Consider the following 17519-nt stretch of genomic DNA (forward strand, 5'->3'; position numbering starts at 1 on the left):
TAATACTTACTTATTTCATTTATTAGAAAAGACTAACACCTACTTGTATCATAAAAAAAACAATAGGGAATTAGAGAAAAATAATTATTTTTGCAAGAAAAGTTTAATGTTGATTAATATTTAATTTTTGGTTTTTTCTTTATTAAAAAAATTAGTGTTTTTTGTGGGTGAGGTTATTTTTACTTACCTTTTTGAGATGGTTTTCTGTGATCGCAATCATAAAAAAGATATATTAAAAATAATGTTTTTTTAAGAGAGTAAATAAACTCATTACTTATTTTAATGATTCAATATCTATAATAATTATATTATATTAATTATTTTCTTACGGTTTTAATAAAAGTTAAATTTAAAAAAGGATACCGATTCTTAACAAAGAATGACGATAAACTATTGTTTTAAACTTATGGAATAATTAAAAGTACATAGAGCTATATAAAAATATTGGTTCTTATCTATTGATGATAATAATTAAATTTATAAATGGTAGATAAATGATAGTAGATAAAATGATAAATTATAGAATATGATCATGTTAAATAAATAGGATAATAATGATGTGTCCTGCAAGTATAAGTACTCAATCACAAATGGTTTCTTCTGTTTTATCAACTAGTTCAGTGGATACAGATATCTATGTGGAATATAATCCAATCTTATTAATAAGAAACTCAGAAAATAATTTTATCAGCCATACAAATCCGAAAATTCACTCAGGAAATTCAGAAAATTCAGAAAATAGAGAAGAATCTGTTTATATGGAAATGGGAGGCAAAATTAATTCTTTGGAAAAAGACATTGATGATATTTATTCAGACCATGATTATGAGGATATTGATAGTTTAGATTCGAACTATGAATATTATAGTTCTTCTAAGATAAATAATGAGAGTAATGATATAGAAAATAATAAAATAATGACATTATTTGAGTATCAATATAAAATCAGTAATAAAGATAATTTGTCAACAAAAGAAATAATAATTAATGAATTAATTATGGATGAGATAACAGGACGTGAGAAAATAACAAATGATGTTATGCATAAAGGATTAGGTCATATAAATGAAAGTAAAACTAATAGATATTTGTCTTTAGTTAAATTATTAAATAAAACTAATTCTCCAAAAATAAAAGAGCTTATTAATAAAGAAATTAATACATTAAAAAATGAATTTAAAATTGATTTTTTAAAAATAAAAACAAAAATAGTAATAAAATTATCAGAATTAATTAAACATCCTAATTTTAAAAATAGACTTTTGTTAGAAACAAATAAAATTACATTGAATGAATTAATCAGTAAAGAAAGTAGGGGTGACTATTATTTAACGACTCTTTTTTCTAAGTTAGCAAAAGAATATAATAAGAGAATTAATTTATCTAAAATTAAAGATATAGAAAAAATTAATGACATATCAAACTCAATAATTAGTTTGGTGTTAGCACAATATGATAAAGAAGGGATTATTTGACTTTTAGCAAAATATCGATTTAACAGCCTGATAGTAATATTATCAGGCCGTTAAATATTATATATCCAAACGCTTAGCTTGCCATCTACGAGAGCGCCAACGCCATGCATTAGTTAATCCGCGTAACCACTCATCACAAAGAAAGCCAATCCAGATACCAATTAGACCCATTTCCATCTTAATACCGAGGAAATAACCCACAGGAATAGCGACACCCCACATAAAGCAAATTGCTGTCATAAGAGGAAATTTAGCATCGCCTGCGGCACGTAAGGCATTTACCATTACGATATTAAAAGTACGACCTGGCTCTAAAAAGACAGACAAAATAAACAGTGGGATCAATTGGTCGATAATGCGCTGGTCTTCTGTAATGGAATACAAAATAGGATCGCGCATAAACCAATAAATAATAACTACCCCAATTGTGAATATCACACCAGTTTTTAAACTTTTCCAACCACGATTAAAGGCATCATCAAAGCGTTTAGCGCCAACTAAATGTCCCACAAGAATTTCATTACCAATACTAATTGCAATACCAAAGAGCATTAAAAATAATGACAATTGGAAATAAAGTGTTTGTGCTGCAAGAGGGACTTCACCCATTAAACCAATAAAGGCAGATGCAGTCATGTAATGTAAGATCCAAACTAGATTTTCACCAGCAGCTGGTAAACCAATATGTAGGATTTTCCCTAACATATTTTTAGACCAGATAAAGAGTTGTCTTGCTTGAAATTTAATGCGTAAGCCGTAGAACAACAACCCACATAATAAAATAACGGCAATAATACGACCAACAACAGTAGACCAAGCAACACCGACTAATCCGTATTGTGGTAAACCAAAGAAGCCATAAAGTACGATCATATTACCAATAACGGTAACAATGTTAGCGATCAATGTGACATACATGGCAGCTTTTGATTTGCCATAAACTCTTAAACATGCAGCAAGAATAATTGAAATTGCCTCAGGAATAAGACAAATACCAATAATATGCAAGTAATTATAACCATCTTGAACCAAGTGAGATGGTGTATTCATTAAATTAAGAATGTTGTAGCCAAAAAAGAGAATAATTACCGCACTACTTATCCCCAGTAATGAGTTAAATGCAATGGAGATATGGATCGCCTGACTGGCTTTTTCTTTTTTACCTGCACCTAAATATTGGGCAATAACGACGCTACATCCCACACTAATAAAACTAAAAATGGTGATGAAAAGATCAAAAACTTGGTTACCGACGCCCATCGCGGCTAAGTAAGCGGTGGAAACGTGGCTTACCATGTAAGTATTAATTAATAGTGTGGCTAGATGTAGGAAAATATCTATAAATATTGGCCAACTAAGAGAAAAAAGCGAGCGATCCGCTACATCAGACTGATGCATTGAAAACCTTCTTAAAAACAGAGTGAAATCGATTTATTAAAATAAACGTGTCGGAAGATGGGGGATTCTACAAGGTTTATTTATAAGGTAATAGCGCAAATAATGTTTATCTGGCAAAAAAGATATTTATATGGTTTATTCATTGATAACTAATCACTATTATCATTAAGAGATGATTAACGTTAAAGTCAGGGGAATTAATGAATACTAAAATAAAAGTGGCTATTGTAGGCTATGGCAATATTGGTCGATTTGCATTAGAAGCTGTTCAAGCTGCTCAAGATTTTGAATTAATAGGGGTTGTTCGCCGTGATATAAACAACATTCCAGAAGAACTGCAAAATATTACCGTAACTAACGATATTAAAACATTAGGTAATGTTGATGTTGCTCTCTTATGTTCACCAACTCGTGCAATTAAAGAGTTAGCCAAATCTATTTTAAGCTTAGGCATTAATACAGTAGATAGTTTTGATGTTCACAGTGAAATTGTGTCATTAAAAACAGAATTAGATGAAGTCGCTAAAAAACATGATCGTGTTGCTGTTATTTCAGCGGGTTGGGATCCCGGTTCTGATTCTATTGTGCGTACATTAATGTTAGCCATGGCACCAAAAGGCATTACTTATACTAATTTTGGGCCAGGTATGAGTATGGGGCACAGTGTTGCGGCTAAAAGCATTGATGGCGTTAAAGATGCACTTTCAATGACCATTCCACTAGGCACGGGTGTTCACCGTCGTATGGTTTATGTCGAATTAGAAGCAGGGGCTAATTTTAATCAAGTAGAGCAAGCTATTAAAGCAGATAGCTATTTCTCTTCGGATGAAACCCATGTGAAGCAAGTCGATTGTGTTGATAGCTTAAAAGATGTTGGGCATGGCGTTCATATGACCCATAAAGGTGTTTCGGGTAAAACCCATAATCAATTATTTGAATATTCAATGCGTATTAACAATCCTGCATTGACGTCTCAATTTATGGTTTCAGCGGCAAGAGCCAGTATGAAACAACGTGCAGGTGCTTATACCGTTATTGAAATTCCACCTGTTGATTTTTTAGCGGGTGATCTAAATACATTAATTGCCAAATTAGTCTAATTTGAATTAGGGCTCTTTGTATAAAATATTGCCCACATAACGTGGGCAATATGGATTAACGCTTAGGCAAACTTGATGATTTTGAATTAGCGTTTAATACTTTTAAATTCTTTTGTTGTTGCGGTTAATGCCACTTCTGTTGGTAAACGTTCCATAGAACTTGCACCATAGAAGCCATGACAATCAGGACAATTATCTAAGATATATTGTGCATCTTCAGGTGTTGCAATCGGACCACCATGACAAAGCACAATAACATCTGCACGTACTGCTTTCGCTGCTTTTGCCCAGTCATTAATTAAAGGAACACAGTCCGCTAATGTTAATGCTGTTTCAGCACCAATATTACCGCCAGTTGTTAATCCCATATGTGGCACAATAATATCTGCACCAGCTTCAGTCATTGCAATCGCATCTTCACGGCTAAAGACATAAGGTGTGGTTAATAAACCTTTTTCATGCGCTTTGCGGATCATATCCACTTCAAGCCCATAACCCATACCTGTTTCTTCTAAATTAGCGCGGAAATTACCATCAATTAAGCCAACAGTTGGGAAATTTTGTACGCCAGCAAAACCTGTTGCTTTTACTTCATCTAAGAATTTATCGAAGTTACAGAAAGGATCAGTGCCGTTAACGCCAGCTAGTACAGGTGTCTGTTTAACAACAGGTAATACTTCTTTTGCCATATCCATAACGATTTCATTAGCATTACCATAAGCTAACAAACCCGCTAAAGATCCTCGACCAGCCATACGGTAACGACCTGAATTATAAATAACAATAAGGTCGATACCACCCGCTTCTTCACATTTAGCGGACAGGCCAGTACCTGCACCACCACCAATAATCGGTTCATGGCGTGCAATCATTTCGTTGAATTTTTTTAGTAACATTTCACGTGAATGAGTCATTCTTCTTTCTCCGTGGTTAACAAATAAGTTCCTGGTGTAAATCATAAATTTGCTGAGCAAACTCAGCGGAGTTTATGTGATAAGGACTGATGACTAACTGACGAGTCTCTGTCTCTTTAAATGTTGTTATAAATGCATCGAAGAAAGCTTGGTTTGCTTGAGGATCCCAGAAAGGGCCTTCTTCAATGTCTAGAGCTGAAAAACCGCCCTGTGGTAATACAAACCGCAATGGGCCTTCACACTGATTGAGTTTCTCAGCGATCCAGATACCTAATTGACGATTTTCCTCTGGTGTTGTGCGCATTAAGGTGACTTGCGCATTGTGATGATAAAATTGACGCCCTTTATATTTCTCAGGAACACTAGAAGGGCGACCAAAGTTCACCATATCTAATGCGCCACAAGAACCTATATAAGGGGTTTTGGTACGGGCGATTGCACCAAAACGGTCTTCATCACAAGCAAGTACACCGTCAAACAAGTAATCACATACTTCTGTTGTTGTAAGATCTAACACACTATGAAGTAGGTGACTGTCTACCAGTTTTTCCATGGCTTTGCCGCCACTTCCTGTTGCATGAAAAACAAGGCAGTCATAATTATTTTCAAGTTTTTGTGTGAGTTGTTGTACACAAGGGGTGGTTACACCAAACATGGTCAGTGCTACCGCAGGCTTATCGACAACATGCTCTTCTTGGTAAAAATAAACAGCACCAGCGATTTGATTCGCTGCATTTTTTAAAACTTTACGAGAAATACGATTTAAGCCTGATACATCTGTAACGGAATACATCATTGAGATATCACTTGCACCGATATAGCCTGAGATATCGCCAGACGCCATCGTTGATACCATCAATTTAGGTACACCAATTGGCAGAGATTGCATTGCTGGTGTAATCAGTGCCGTCCCCCCTGAGCCGCCTAGTCCAAGAATGGCTAAGACATCATCACAGTGAGTTAAATAGTGTTCAAAAGCGACTGACATCGCTTCTATTGCTTTCCCTCTATCACCACAGAAAACAGCCTCTTGGCCATTTGGATGAAAACGAGCAACTTCGGTTGCTGTGACATCCGCTTCTCGTGCGAGTGTCGTGGGTTTGGTTGTCAAGTCAACGGTCTTAACAGGAAGGCCTGCTTTTTTAATTAAATCACTGACATAAAAAATCTCAGCACTTTTAGTATCAAGCGTTGTGGCAATATAAATAGAACCAGCATACTGTTTCATAAGCCTTCCCATACCTTTTATAATTATCGACGGATAGATTATAATCATAATGAGACTTGAGTTTCATTTATCATAGCACCATTTTGAGACTCCTGTCTCATTATTTTTATTTTTTGCACATTAAAGGTCGATAAGGTGTAATTAATCACCTAAAGTAAACGTTAAGTATTGTGAGTATTTAGCTTAAGATAAGCCCAGACATACAAAGTGTAGGAATAACGAAGGATTTTCTATGAGTTACAGTGATGAAACGGATGCCATGTCCGGTACACGAAAAAGAACCTATCAATTATTGGTAACAACAGCGTTGGGGCTTTTTGAGCAAGGAATGTTACCGACAGTGTCAGAATTAGCTGCACATGCAGGTGTTTCGAGGGCAACCGCATATCGTTATTTTCCCACACAAAGTGATTTAATTAGTGCCACGGTTGATGCAAGTTTAGCGCCGATCATTGCATGGACACCAACTCCCGAAGATAATACGCAACAACGCATTACTGAATTGCTCAATCTTGCCTATCCACAAATGTTTAAACATGAAGGCGCACTGCGTGGTGCTTTGCAAGTTTCATTACAGCAATGGGCAAAAGAGAGACAATCAAGTGAATATGCAGAAAAACGATTTATTCGTGGTCACCGTAAAGAGATTTTACTCAAAGTTATTGAACCTTTAAAAGCACACTATCCTCAAGAAATGTGGGATAAGGTGATTAAATCGTTCTCTTTAATTTATGGGTCAGAAGTCTTTTTGGTAATGAAAGATATCTGGAAAATGGATGATCAACAGGTCATTGATATGACTCAATGGATGGCAAAAGCTATTCTAAATCAGGCAAAATCTGATTATCCTGCAGATAACGATTAATTATTTGAATAAATCGGTTAAAATTGTATAAATCATTTACGTTTTAGCTATTGCAGGGATCGTTATGTCACACAAAACAGAAGACCAAGAGTGGCTGGTAGAACAACTACAATTTATTGCACAAGGCATTGGTAAAACATTATCGCCTTTTTGTGAGGTTGTACTTCATGATCTAACTGATAGTGAAAATACCATTATGGTCATTGAAAATAATCTATCAGGTAGAAAAGTTGGGGATAGAGCAACAGAATTGGGAATGGCGCGTATTGAATCGTCTGACTTCCCACAAATTGTGGCTAATTACCCAAATCAATTTCCTGATGGTAGAACCGCAAAAAGTACGTCTATCGGCATTAAAGATAAACAAGGAAATTATGTTGCGGCATTATGTTTAAATATTGATATATCAATGATCAAAGGATTGCAAATGGTACTTAACCAATTTGCAACCCTTGAAGAAGGTAATGACATTATTGAAACCTTTAGCTCAGTGACAGAAGATTCGCTGAAAAAACGTATTGACGAATTTTCGGCAACTTATTCTGTTACACCAAGAGCATTAAAACCACATCAGCGACGTGAATTACTACTATGTTTACAGGATGAAGGTTATCTTTCACTGCGTAAGGCAATGGAAATTACTGCACAATACCTTGGTGTTTCAAGAGCGACTGTGTATAACGATCTAAAAGAGTAGTCATTGGATAACGACAGTTAAATTGTCTTTAAAGGCTAACCCTTTTAAAGATTGCCAATAAATAAATAAAATAAAAAAGATATCATTTAATGATATCTTTTTTATTTCCTTTTTTTACATTTAAGAATCTCTTTTCTTAAAAGAAGTTAATTGATTTCTATTGTATGCATTTTAAATTAACGAATAACGTTAAGAAAGTTAAGTTCAGTAATAATGTAAATAAAAAAAACTAAATGCACTAAAATTGGATTAATAAAGATTAAGTTTAAAATATTATAAATCTTTCCTTAAATAATATTTCTTATCGCTAATTGGATAATTTTCTAGAGTGCCAAATATTTCAAATCCCTGCTTTTGATAAAAAGGAAGGGCTTGAAAGCTGAATGTATCGACTTCTGCATATTTAGCCCCTTTCTCTTTGGCTGCATTTTCCATTGCATGGAGTAATTCGGTACCAATATTTTTTCCACGATGGGCTTTATCTACCCATAAATAGCGAATACGTAACCAATTTCCCAAAATATCACCGGTGATCCCACCTATTTTTTTATCATTATCTTCTTTAAAGACAGCAAGAGGTGTGTATTGATCCATATGAATATAGTGAAGGTTATGCGTTAATAAACCTTCATAAATTTCATTGATCTCATCATGCGTAGGATGAGTGGTGATTTTTAACGACATAATTTGCTCTTAATATTAAGAATAGTAATAATTACATTACCACTATTTGGTTATTAAATATTTATATAAATGCTAGGATAAACCATAATTAAAAAAGCTGAGTAATACAACATGTCGTTTTTAAAAACTCTACCAGGTATTTTGTTCTGTGCTTTAATTGGTGGCGCTCTCACTCTCTCCGGCTTACCCATGGCTTTGATGTTTGGGCCAATTATCGTTGTTATTATTGCTTATCGTTTTAAATGGGAACTTGCGGTTCCTAAGCATACATTAACATTTATTCAGCTTGCCTTAGGAACATCGGTTGGTTTGATGTTTAATCAAGTTCATTTAGGAAGTGCTGATAATTTAATTATTCTTTTACTGACTCTTGTTGTTTGTTTAGCTATTCAGTTTTTTGTGAGTTATTTTTGGTTCCACCGCCATATTGGTTGGACGAAAGAAGAGTCGATGTTAGGTGCTGTGCCTGGCGCTATGGCTGCTATTTTGGCATTGACTGATCACACTAAAACACCACCACAAAAAATTGTTATTTCTCATACCATTCGTTTAATGGTGTTGATTATTCTGGCAGGTTTTATTGTAGGATCTGATAAAGCCAATATGCCTGAGTTTGCTATACCCGAAATGACATTGGTTTCATTATTGTGGTTATTATTGATTGTGGCTTTAGGGTTAGGTACTGGGCTTTTATTACAGAAAATCCGATTTCCGGCACCCTTTATGTTGACTTCATTAGGTAGTGCAATACTTATTCAATCTTTTGTCAGTGAACCTATTGCCTTTCCAATGTTACTTAATGAATTGAGTATGGTTCTAATTGGCATGAATATCGGGGCACATTTTGTTGTTTTTCCATTTTCCTCACTAATTAAAAACGCATTTTCTTCTGTTCAAGTGGTTATTATTAATGTGGTTTTAACGGTAATGGTGGCATATGGGGCTGCTTATCTAACGGGAGTTCCTTGGGCAACATTAGTATTGGCATGGGCTCCGGGAAGTATGGAAGCCATGACTTTTGCCGCTATCACAATGAACGTGGATGCCGCATTTGTGATGTCGAATCATATTTTTAGAATGTTGATTATTCAAAGTATTCCTTCAGTGGCTCTGTATTGGAATGAATATAGACAGAAGAAAAACAATCAGCACAAAGAGGAATAAAGAGTAGGAGAAAAAAGTCAGTTTCTTTTCTTTGATAACCTCTATTTAGTTGCTTTATATGGTCCTTGTTAATAAGCAATCTATTCCAAGAGGCTATCTTTTTCTATTTATCTTAATGTTACTCAGTAGGTATATTAATAATTTAATAAACTTAATGACTTATTCGCGAGTAGCTGACATTTCTTATTATGTGACACTTCAATACCTTTTAAATCATTGTAACTGTCTTCATTTAATTGGCTCATCGGTAATGTTGAATAATTACTAACATCCCATTGTTGCGAGCGAGAAAAGACCATCAAGGCTCTTTCAATTTTAGATTTTGATATTTGCTCATAACCACAATCTTTATTCAAAAAAAGGTAGATAGCGGTTAAATCTGCCAAGTCTTCTGCTTGCGTGTAGGTTAACGCTTTTGCACCCGAAGAAAAGAGCATAGAAAAAGAAAGCGTTAGCGTGCAGAACAAGGCGAACATTTTTTTCATTAGGTGTGCTGTTCCTTTATGTGATGATTTAGCAAGTTTTGTTATTTGGCTTAATGTAGTTAAAAGTTTTGCAAAGACCCACTATTTTGTTGGGTTTTAAATTGACCTTCCAGTAAGGGGAAACTTTAGCATCGGTAATAGTTTACAAGGCTTCTTTACTCATCTTATTTCGATAAAGACAGAATAACTTGTTTTTATTCAAAGGAATATATTATGCAACGTCGTGAATTTTTAAAATTAGGCGCCACATTAAGTGCTGTAACATTATTACCAAGCTGGAGTCGTTTTGCGTTTGCCCAAAGTAACATGCCTTCATTGGCGATTCCACCTCAAATTACCCCAGACGCTCAACAAAAGATTGTTCTTAATATTCAACAAGGTGTTTCTCAATTTATTCCCACGGCAAGCACAACCACATGGGGTTATAACGGTAGTTTATTAGGCCCTGCACTAAAGCTTAAACGTGGCCAACCCGTCACTATTAATATCAATAACCAACTGCCTGAAGCTACAACGGTTCACTGGCATGGTCTTGAGATTAGTGGTGAAGAAGATGGTGGCCCACAAGCCATGATTGAGCCAGGAAAATCTCGCACAGTGACTTTTACACCAAACCAAACTGAGTCAACGTGTTGGTTCCATCCTCATACTCATGGAGTTACCGGACAACAAGTTGCTATGGGATTAGGTGGATTGGTCATTATTGAAGATGATGAAACCGCAAACCGTAAATTGCCTAATCGTTGGGGTATTGATGACTTGCCCGTGATTTTACAAGACAAACGTTTAGACAGTAATGGACAGATAGATTATCAACTTGATGTAATGAGTGCCGCAATAGGTTGGTTTGGTGACATGATGTTAACTAACGGTGCTATTCAACCACAACATATTGTGCCAAAAGGCTGGATCAGATTACGCTTCTTAAATGGTTGTAATGCACGAAGTTTAAACCTTGCCACCAGTGATGGCAGACCAATGTATGTTATTGCTAGCGATGGAGGGTTGTTAGCAGAACCTGTGAAAGTGACTGAATTGCCAATTTTAATGGGGGAGCGCTTTGAAGTTTTAGTGGATACATCTGATGGGCGTGATTTTGATATTGTTACTTTACCCGTACGCCAAATGGGAATGGTTTTAGCGCCATTTGATAATGTGCTCCCTGTGTTACGTTTATTACCATCAGCAGAAAAAGGACAAGGCTTATTACCTGAGCAATTAGCGCTTATTCCTGCATTACCAACACTCAGCAATCTTTCAACGCGAACATTACATTTACGTATGGATATGCGTTTAGATATGCAAGGTATGATGCTATTAACAGAACGTTATGGTGATAAAGCATTAGCGGGTATTCATCATGGGATGAGTCATATGCGCCAAGGTAACGGTAATGGCATGATGGGGGGTGGGATGAATTGCGGTCATGGAAATGGTGATTTAGATATCTATAATGCTAATAGTATCAATGGTATTCCATTTTCAATGACAGAACCTGCATTTGATGTGAAGCAAGGTGTTTATGAAAAATGGGTTGTATCAGGTCGTGGCGATATGATGCTACATCCATTCCATGTACACGGTACACAGTTCCGTATTCTATCTGAAAACGGTCGAGTACCAGAGAAACATCGCCAAGGTTGGAAGGATATCGTGAAAGTTGAAGGACAGTTTAGTGAAATTCTTGTGAAATTCGACCATTTAGCGACAAAAGAGCACCCATTTATGGCACACTGCCATTTATTAGAGCATGAAGATACAGGCATGATGGCGGGATTTACCGTTAGTAAATAATCTATCACTATAAAAATCATTAATATCAGTAAGATAAATTGATAAAGGGCACAGGATTAATATTTTGTGCCTTTATTTTCATTAAATCAGATCATCGCATGATGAGGGAAGTTCTGGTACAATCGTTTGCTTTCCCCGTTAACCCAATCGAAATTAATCATGAAACATATTGTTGATGTCATGATCTCTGAAGAAGAGATCAAACAGCGTATTGCTGAGCTAGGTCGTGAAATCACAGAACATTACCGCCCACGCCAAGGTCAACATGATCTTGTCTTAATCGGCTTGTTAAAAGGTTCTTTTATTTTTATGGCAGATTTATGCCGTGAAATTGACGTGAACCATGAAGTCGATTTTATGACTGTATCAAGTTACGGTAATGGTATGACGTCAACACGTGACGTTAAAATCATTAAAGATCTCGATGAAGATATCCGTGGTAAAGATGTTCTGATCGTTGAAGATATCATTGACTCAGGTAATACCTTAAATCGCGTTAAAGAGATTTTAAGCTTACGTGAGCCAGCTTCTATTTCTATCTGTACTTTATTGGATAAGCCATCACGCCGTGAAGTGGATGTCCCCGTTGAGTGGATTGGCTATTCCATTGAAGATAAATTCGTTATTGGTTACGGTATTGATTACGCACAGCGTTATCGCCATCTGCCTTATATTGGGCATGTAACGTTATTAGATGAGTAATTTATTTACTTAATATAGAAGTAAAAAACCCGCTTTAGGCGGGTTTTCTATATACCAAAAAGCCCTAATATTATTTTAAATATTAGGGCTTAAAATGATTTTCTATGATGAATAAATTAACGTGGATGACTCAATTTTGCCATCGCTTGGCGATAAGAAAGCTCAAGTTTCTCACGGCTATCTGAGGTAACATCGAGATCGTGTAATTCACCATTATTTAAACCGTAAACCCAACCGTGGATCATCACTTTTTGCCCACGTTTCCATGCTGCTTGCATAATAGTTGAGTGGCCTAGGTTATATACTTGCTCAATAACGTTTAGCTCACAAAGTAGGTTTAATCTATCATGAGGAGCAAGTTCGCCTAACATTGAACTGTGTTTGTACCAAATATCGCGAATATGCAATAACCAGTTATTAATAAGTCCTAATTCAGTTCCTTCAATAGCCGCTTCAATACCACCACAACCATAGTGGCCACACACAATAATATGTTCAACTTGCAATACATCAACGGCATACTGAATAACAGAAAGACAGTTTAAGTCGGTGTGGATCACTAAGTTCGCTACATTACGGTGAACAAATAGGTCGCCAGGTGCAGCATTGATCAATTTTTCTGCTGGAACGCGGCTGTCAGAGCAACCAATCCATAAAAAATGGGGTTTTTGGCCTTTACAGAGATCTTTAAAAAACTGAGGATTTTCTTCAGTAACAGATTCTGACCATTGCTTGTTATTGGCTAACAGCTCTTCAATTTTTCTCATCATGACGTGACTGCCTGTAAATTCGGTTTCTCACCATTTGCGCTGACAGTACGCCAACACGAAATAGCACTGTGTTATTGTTGGATGCGAGAGATCCACTAAGAAAGGGTATTTTTATACCATTACTTTTGAATTAATCAGAGGGCTTTTTAAAGCCAAGTGACAGATAATTGTCTGTATTTTTTCGCTTTCAAATAAGATAGATCTTTTTATAGCATTTGTTTAATGAATTTATCAATACATTCTTTGATGTAAATCAAATGTGTAAAAAGATAACTGATTGTTAAGGCTACCATTGTACTATTCAGAAATAGATTTATTAAAATATATTATAAATAAATCTTATGTATGTGTTTTTTTGCTTTTTAATACAAGTCAATGCGGGGATGATAAAAATCAATAGTCAGCATTGATTGAGATAATAAATGACGAGATAATATCAATCAGTAAGATTGAGGAACAAGGGCAATAATTTTATTGCTATCAGTTAGGCTAAATGATTGCATCAAGGGATGAATTGATTAATACATTAGGAATATAAGCAAGAAATAACAGTATATCGCATCTTCATCTCTGATTTTTTCTTACATCAAGTTTTATTCTTATTATCTGTAATAGTTAAAATAAATTTATTTATTCATTTGTGTCATGAGACCTAAAACGGTTTATTTACAACCTTATTTTCTCTAGAATATCCTTATTCCATTTTGATCCTATTGAACTAAGCTTATTTTCTAATTCGAGGCGTGTGAGCAATACGTAGCGTTAGTAAGGCTTAGTTGAATAGCTATTTTCTGATTTCAGCTCAGTCAATGCTGAATAATGCAGTTGATAAAAGGTAATTCCCACTTATGACGTATGCATTGGAGTTAACGGAGTTAACGAAAACTTATCACAATGGCGTAAAAGCGCTAAAAGGAATTAATCTCACCGTGGAAGCGGGAGATTTTTATGCTTTATTAGGCCCTAATGGTGCAGGAAAATCGACCACTATTGGTATTATCAGCTCTTTAGTTAATAAGAGTAGTGGCAAAGTTAAAGTCTTTGGCTATGACACAGATACCGATATGGTTAATGCCAAGCGCCAACTAGGATTAGTGCCACAAGAATTCAATTTCAACCCTTTTGAAACCGTATTACAAATTGTCCTCAATCAAGCTGGTTATTATGGTGTTCCTCGTAAGTTAGCTTTAGAACGTGCTGAAACTTATTTAACTCAGTTAGATTTATGGGAAAAACGTGATGATAGAGCCCGTTTTTTATCTGGGGGAATGAAGCGCCGTCTAATGATTGCTCGTGCATTAATGCATCAGCCGAAATTACTTATTCTTGATGAACCAACAGCTGGTGTTGATATTGAATTACGTCGCTCAATGTGGACGTTTTTAAAGCAATTAAACGCCGAAGGCACCACCATTATTTTAACGACACACTATTTAGAAGAAGCAGAAATGTTGTGTAGGAATATTGGTATTATTCAGCGTGGCGAATTGGTCGAAAATACCAGTATGAAAGGCTTATTAAGTAAACTAGAGTCTGAAACCTTTATTTTAGATTTAGCACCAAAAAGTCCATTACCTGAATTACAGAATTATCAATATCGTTTAATGGATACTTCAACATTAGAAGTCGATGTTAAAAGAGAACAAGGTTTAAATAGTGTTTTTGCCCAGCTTAATACACAAGGTATTCAAGTGTTAAGTATGAGAAATAAAGCCAATCGCCTTGAAGAATTATTTGTTCATTTAGTTAATGAAGAGCATACAGTAGAAGGAGAGAGGGAATGATTCAGCTGTATTGGGTAGCCCTCAAAACAATTTGGATTAAAGAAGTTACCCGTTTTGGTCGTATTTGGGTACAAACATTAATTCCACCTGTAATAACTATGTCTCTCTATTTCGTTATTTTCGGTAACCTAATTGGTAAACGAATTGGCGATATGGGCGGTGTTGATTATATGCAGTTTATTGTTCCTGGCCTGATTATGATGGCAGTAATAACAAACTCTTATGCTAATGTTTCTTCTTCATTTTTTGGTGCCAAGTTTCAGCGTAGTATCGAAGAGTTATTAGTTTCACCTGTGCCAACACATGTTGTTATTGCCGGTTTTGTTGGTGGTGGTGTGGCTCGAGGTGTTTGTGTCGGTATCTTAGTGACTTTAGTTTCGCTGTTCTTTGTGCCTTTAGAAATGCATTCTTGGACAATGGTCGTGGTGACATTACTGATGACTTCCATTGTGTTTTCACTTGCAGGGTTGTTAAATGCAATTTTTGCGAAAACTTTTGATGATATCAGCATTATTCCAACGTTTGTTTTAACGCCATTAACCTATTTAGGTGGTGTGTTTTATTCACTTTCACTTTTACCTGAATTTTGGCAAGGCGTATCCAAGCTTAACCCAATCGTTTATATGATTAGTGGCTTCCGCTACGGTTTTCTGGGTATTACGGATGTCTCTTTAACCGTAACGATTAGTGTCTTGTGTCTTTTCATCGCCGTGTTTTATGTTATTGCATGGTACTTGATTGAAAAAGGCAGAGGTTTAAGAAGCTAATCAAAAAAGTAAAATAGAAAGTTATAAAAGTTGAAATCGGTATCTTATTTAGAGATACCGATTTTTTTTAACTGTTTTTTTAGCATGAATGTTAATTTTTCTTTAAATTGACGCTTTGCTATTAACAAAATGATTTTTCTTGTTTAGTATACTAAACACTTTGATAGGGGATAGAAAGGAAATGTAATGACAACGGCAAGCCAAACAGGCAAAGCGCCTGAGGCAATCTCTCGTAACAAGCTTTTATGTATCGCTGGTATGGGCTGGACTTTTGATGCAATGGATGTCGGGCTACTTGCTTTTTTGCTCACCGCATTAAAAGAAGATTGGGGATTAACTGCATCACAATTAGGCTGGATTGGTAGTGTAAACTCAATTGGAATGGCTGTTGGTGCTTTTGTATTTGGCATTATTGCAGATAGAAAAGGACGTAAACCCGTCTTTATCTTTACTTTGCTGCTGTTTAGTTTAGGCTGCGGATTAACTGCATTAGCAAGTTCTTTGATGGTGGTTCTTGTTTTACGTTTCTTTATTGGAATGGGATTAGGTGGCGAATTACCTGTTGCTTCAACACTTGTCAGTGAAAGTGTTGAAACTCATGAGCGAGGCCGAATTGTTGTTTTATTAGAGAGTTTTTGGGCTGTCGGTTGGTTAATTGCAGCTTTGATTGCTTATTTTATTATTCCTGATTATGGCTGGCGTATGGCTATGTTATTAAGTGCATTACCTGCAGTATATGCTCTTTATTTACGTTCAAAATTACCTGAACCAACGCCATCTCATATTTCACAGAAAAAAACACGTTTATCTATTCGCCAATCAATGGCATTAATTTGGTCACCTCAATATCGTCGTTCAACGCTAATGTTGTGGATCTTATGGTTCTGTGTCGTTTTCTCTTATTACGGCATTTTTTTATGGCTACCAAGTGTGGCGATGTTAAAAGGTTTTAGTTTAATAAAAAGCTTTCAATATGTGCTTATTATGACATTAGCACAACTACCTGGTTATTTTACCGCTGCGTGGTTAATTGAGCGTTATGGGCGAAAATTTGTGTTAGTTACTTATTTAGCAGGAACCGCCATTAGTGCCTATTATTTTAGTGTGGCTGATACCACGACAACGCTACTTATTTTTGGCATGTTACTGTCATTCTTTAATTTAGGGGCTTGGGGCGCTTTATATGCTTATACGCCAGAACAATACCCAGATGGAATACGAGCAACAGGTGCAGGAACAGCAACAGCAATAGGGCGTATTGGTGGAATATTGGGACCTTTAATGGTGGGATATTTAGTCCAATATCAATTTGAAATAAGCTCCATATTTCTTATTTTCAGTTTTTCAATTGTTATTGGGATATTGGCAGTGATGTTATTGGGGAAAGAGACAAAGAATAAACCGCTTAACTCAATTTAATCATACTTTATGTGACTAAAAATACAGAAATCCCCTTACTTGTAATATGATAGCGATTAAGAATTTTATGAAGCAAGGGGATAAAAAATGTCTCATTATGATGAGGTGGTTAAACAGGTTGATGATGCTATTGCGACAACCAGTATTGAAACCATGAATGAACTTTTAGTGGAATTAGGTAAAGATAAAACGATTGAATTTCCACTACGTTATGAGCAACAAGAGCGTTTACGCACAGCTATTTTCCATCACGGTGAAAAACATCGTTAATCG

At 35.6% G+C, this 17519-nt stretch carries 17 protein-coding genes; 11 read left to right on the forward strand and 6 right to left on the reverse strand.

The genetic code is table 11. The features are described 5' to 3' along the window. Window positions 1-557 precede the first annotated feature (557 nt). Complete coding sequence (locus LW139_RS03910; RefSeq protein WP_247850637.1) at window positions 558-1475, forward strand: hypothetical protein; 918 nt, start codon at window positions 558-560, stop codon at window positions 1473-1475. Between the two features lie 57 nt (window positions 1476-1532). On the opposite strand, the gene LW139_RS03915 is transcribed toward LW139_RS03910, so the two are convergent. Further along, a complete protein-coding gene (locus LW139_RS03915) occupies window positions 1533-2873 on the reverse strand; it encodes an MATE family efflux transporter (RefSeq protein ID WP_109407955.1) in 1341 nt (446 codons plus the stop codon). Window positions 2874-3073: 200 nt separating this feature from the next. Between LW139_RS03915 and LW139_RS03920 the strand changes: the two genes are divergently transcribed. After that, a complete protein-coding gene (locus LW139_RS03920; RefSeq protein WP_166539512.1) occupies window positions 3074-3973 on the forward strand; it encodes a diaminopimelate dehydrogenase in 900 nt (299 codons plus the stop codon). Window positions 3974-4059: 86 nt separating this feature from the next. On the opposite strand, the gene LW139_RS03925 is transcribed toward LW139_RS03920, so the two are convergent. Then, on the reverse strand, window positions 4060-4887 hold the full coding sequence (locus LW139_RS03925; RefSeq protein WP_166539513.1) for a phosphoenolpyruvate hydrolase family protein: 828 nt from the start codon (window positions 4885-4887) through the stop codon (window positions 4060-4062). A gap of 16 nt (window positions 4888-4903) precedes the next feature. Continuing rightward, window positions 4904-6115 (reverse strand): Tm-1-like ATP-binding domain-containing protein, encoded by a 1212-nt coding sequence (locus LW139_RS03930; RefSeq protein WP_166539514.1) that lies wholly within the window; start codon window positions 6113-6115, stop codon window positions 4904-4906. A gap of 232 nt (window positions 6116-6347) precedes the next feature. On the opposite strand from LW139_RS03930, the gene LW139_RS03935 reads away from it, so the two are divergent. Further along, window positions 6348-6980 carry a TetR/AcrR family transcriptional regulator gene (locus LW139_RS03935; RefSeq protein ID WP_072069348.1) on the forward strand — a complete coding sequence of 211 codons (633 nt, stop codon included), beginning with the start codon at window positions 6348-6350 and terminating at the stop codon, window positions 6978-6980. Between the two features lie 64 nt (window positions 6981-7044). Further along, window positions 7045-7677: a helix-turn-helix transcriptional regulator gene (locus LW139_RS03940; RefSeq protein ID WP_006535016.1), complete on the forward strand. Its 633-nt coding sequence runs from the start codon at window positions 7045-7047 to the stop codon at window positions 7675-7677. 273 nt (window positions 7678-7950) lie between these two features. On the opposite strand, the gene LW139_RS03945 is transcribed toward LW139_RS03940, so the two are convergent. Further along, window positions 7951-8361: a GNAT family N-acetyltransferase gene (locus tag LW139_RS03945; RefSeq protein WP_109407951.1), complete on the reverse strand. Its 411-nt coding sequence runs from the start codon at window positions 8359-8361 to the stop codon at window positions 7951-7953. A gap of 111 nt (window positions 8362-8472) precedes the next feature. On the opposite strand from LW139_RS03945, the gene LW139_RS03950 reads away from it, so the two are divergent. Continuing rightward, on the forward strand, window positions 8473-9525 hold the full coding sequence (locus LW139_RS03950; RefSeq protein WP_247850638.1) for an AbrB family transcriptional regulator: 1053 nt from the start codon (window positions 8473-8475) through the stop codon (window positions 9523-9525). Window positions 9526-9659: 134 nt separating this feature from the next. Here the strand turns inward: LW139_RS03950 and LW139_RS03955 are convergent, their stop codons facing one another. Then, entirely contained in the window at window positions 9660-10010 is a 351-nt protein-coding gene (locus LW139_RS03955) for a YacC family pilotin-like protein (RefSeq protein ID WP_072070992.1), read from the reverse strand. Between the two features lie 213 nt (window positions 10011-10223). Here LW139_RS03955 and cueO point away from each other — a divergent pair, with 213 nt between their 5' ends. After that, complete coding sequence (cueO, locus tag LW139_RS03960; protein WP_247850639.1) at window positions 10224-11804, forward strand: multicopper oxidase CueO; 1581 nt, start codon at window positions 10224-10226, stop codon at window positions 11802-11804. A gap of 159 nt (window positions 11805-11963) precedes the next feature. Beyond that, on the forward strand, window positions 11964-12506 hold the full coding sequence (hpt, locus tag LW139_RS03965) for a hypoxanthine phosphoribosyltransferase (RefSeq protein ID WP_036932823.1): 543 nt from the start codon (window positions 11964-11966) through the stop codon (window positions 12504-12506). A 116-nt stretch (window positions 12507-12622) separates the two neighbouring features. On the opposite strand, the gene can is transcribed toward hpt, so the two are convergent. After that, a complete protein-coding gene (gene can, locus LW139_RS03970) occupies window positions 12623-13276 on the reverse strand; it encodes a carbonate dehydratase (protein ID WP_072070989.1) in 654 nt (217 codons plus the stop codon). Between the two features lie 848 nt (window positions 13277-14124). Between can and LW139_RS03975 the strand changes: the two genes are divergently transcribed. From LW139_RS03975 to LW139_RS03990, 4 genes are all read left to right on the forward strand, one after another. Further along, complete coding sequence (locus tag LW139_RS03975; RefSeq protein WP_109407948.1) at window positions 14125-15060, forward strand: ABC transporter ATP-binding protein; 936 nt, start codon at window positions 14125-14127, stop codon at window positions 15058-15060. Beyond that, complete coding sequence (locus LW139_RS03980) at window positions 15057-15827, forward strand: ABC transporter permease (protein ID WP_109407947.1); 771 nt, start codon at window positions 15057-15059, stop codon at window positions 15825-15827. Before LW139_RS03975 ends, LW139_RS03980 begins: the two co-directional genes overlap by 4 nt. A gap of 186 nt (window positions 15828-16013) precedes the next feature. Next, window positions 16014-17246 (forward strand): MFS transporter, encoded by a 1233-nt coding sequence (locus LW139_RS03985; protein WP_072070986.1) that lies wholly within the window; start codon window positions 16014-16016, stop codon window positions 17244-17246. 87 nt (window positions 17247-17333) lie between these two features. Then, window positions 17334-17516 carry a DUF2526 family protein gene (locus LW139_RS03990; protein ID WP_109407946.1) on the forward strand — a complete coding sequence of 61 codons (183 nt, stop codon included), beginning with the start codon at window positions 17334-17336 and terminating at the stop codon, window positions 17514-17516. Window positions 17517-17519: the final 3 nt, after the last annotated feature.

The organism is Proteus vulgaris (assembly GCF_023100685.1).
GTDB lineage: Bacteria > Pseudomonadota > Gammaproteobacteria > Enterobacterales > Enterobacteriaceae > Proteus.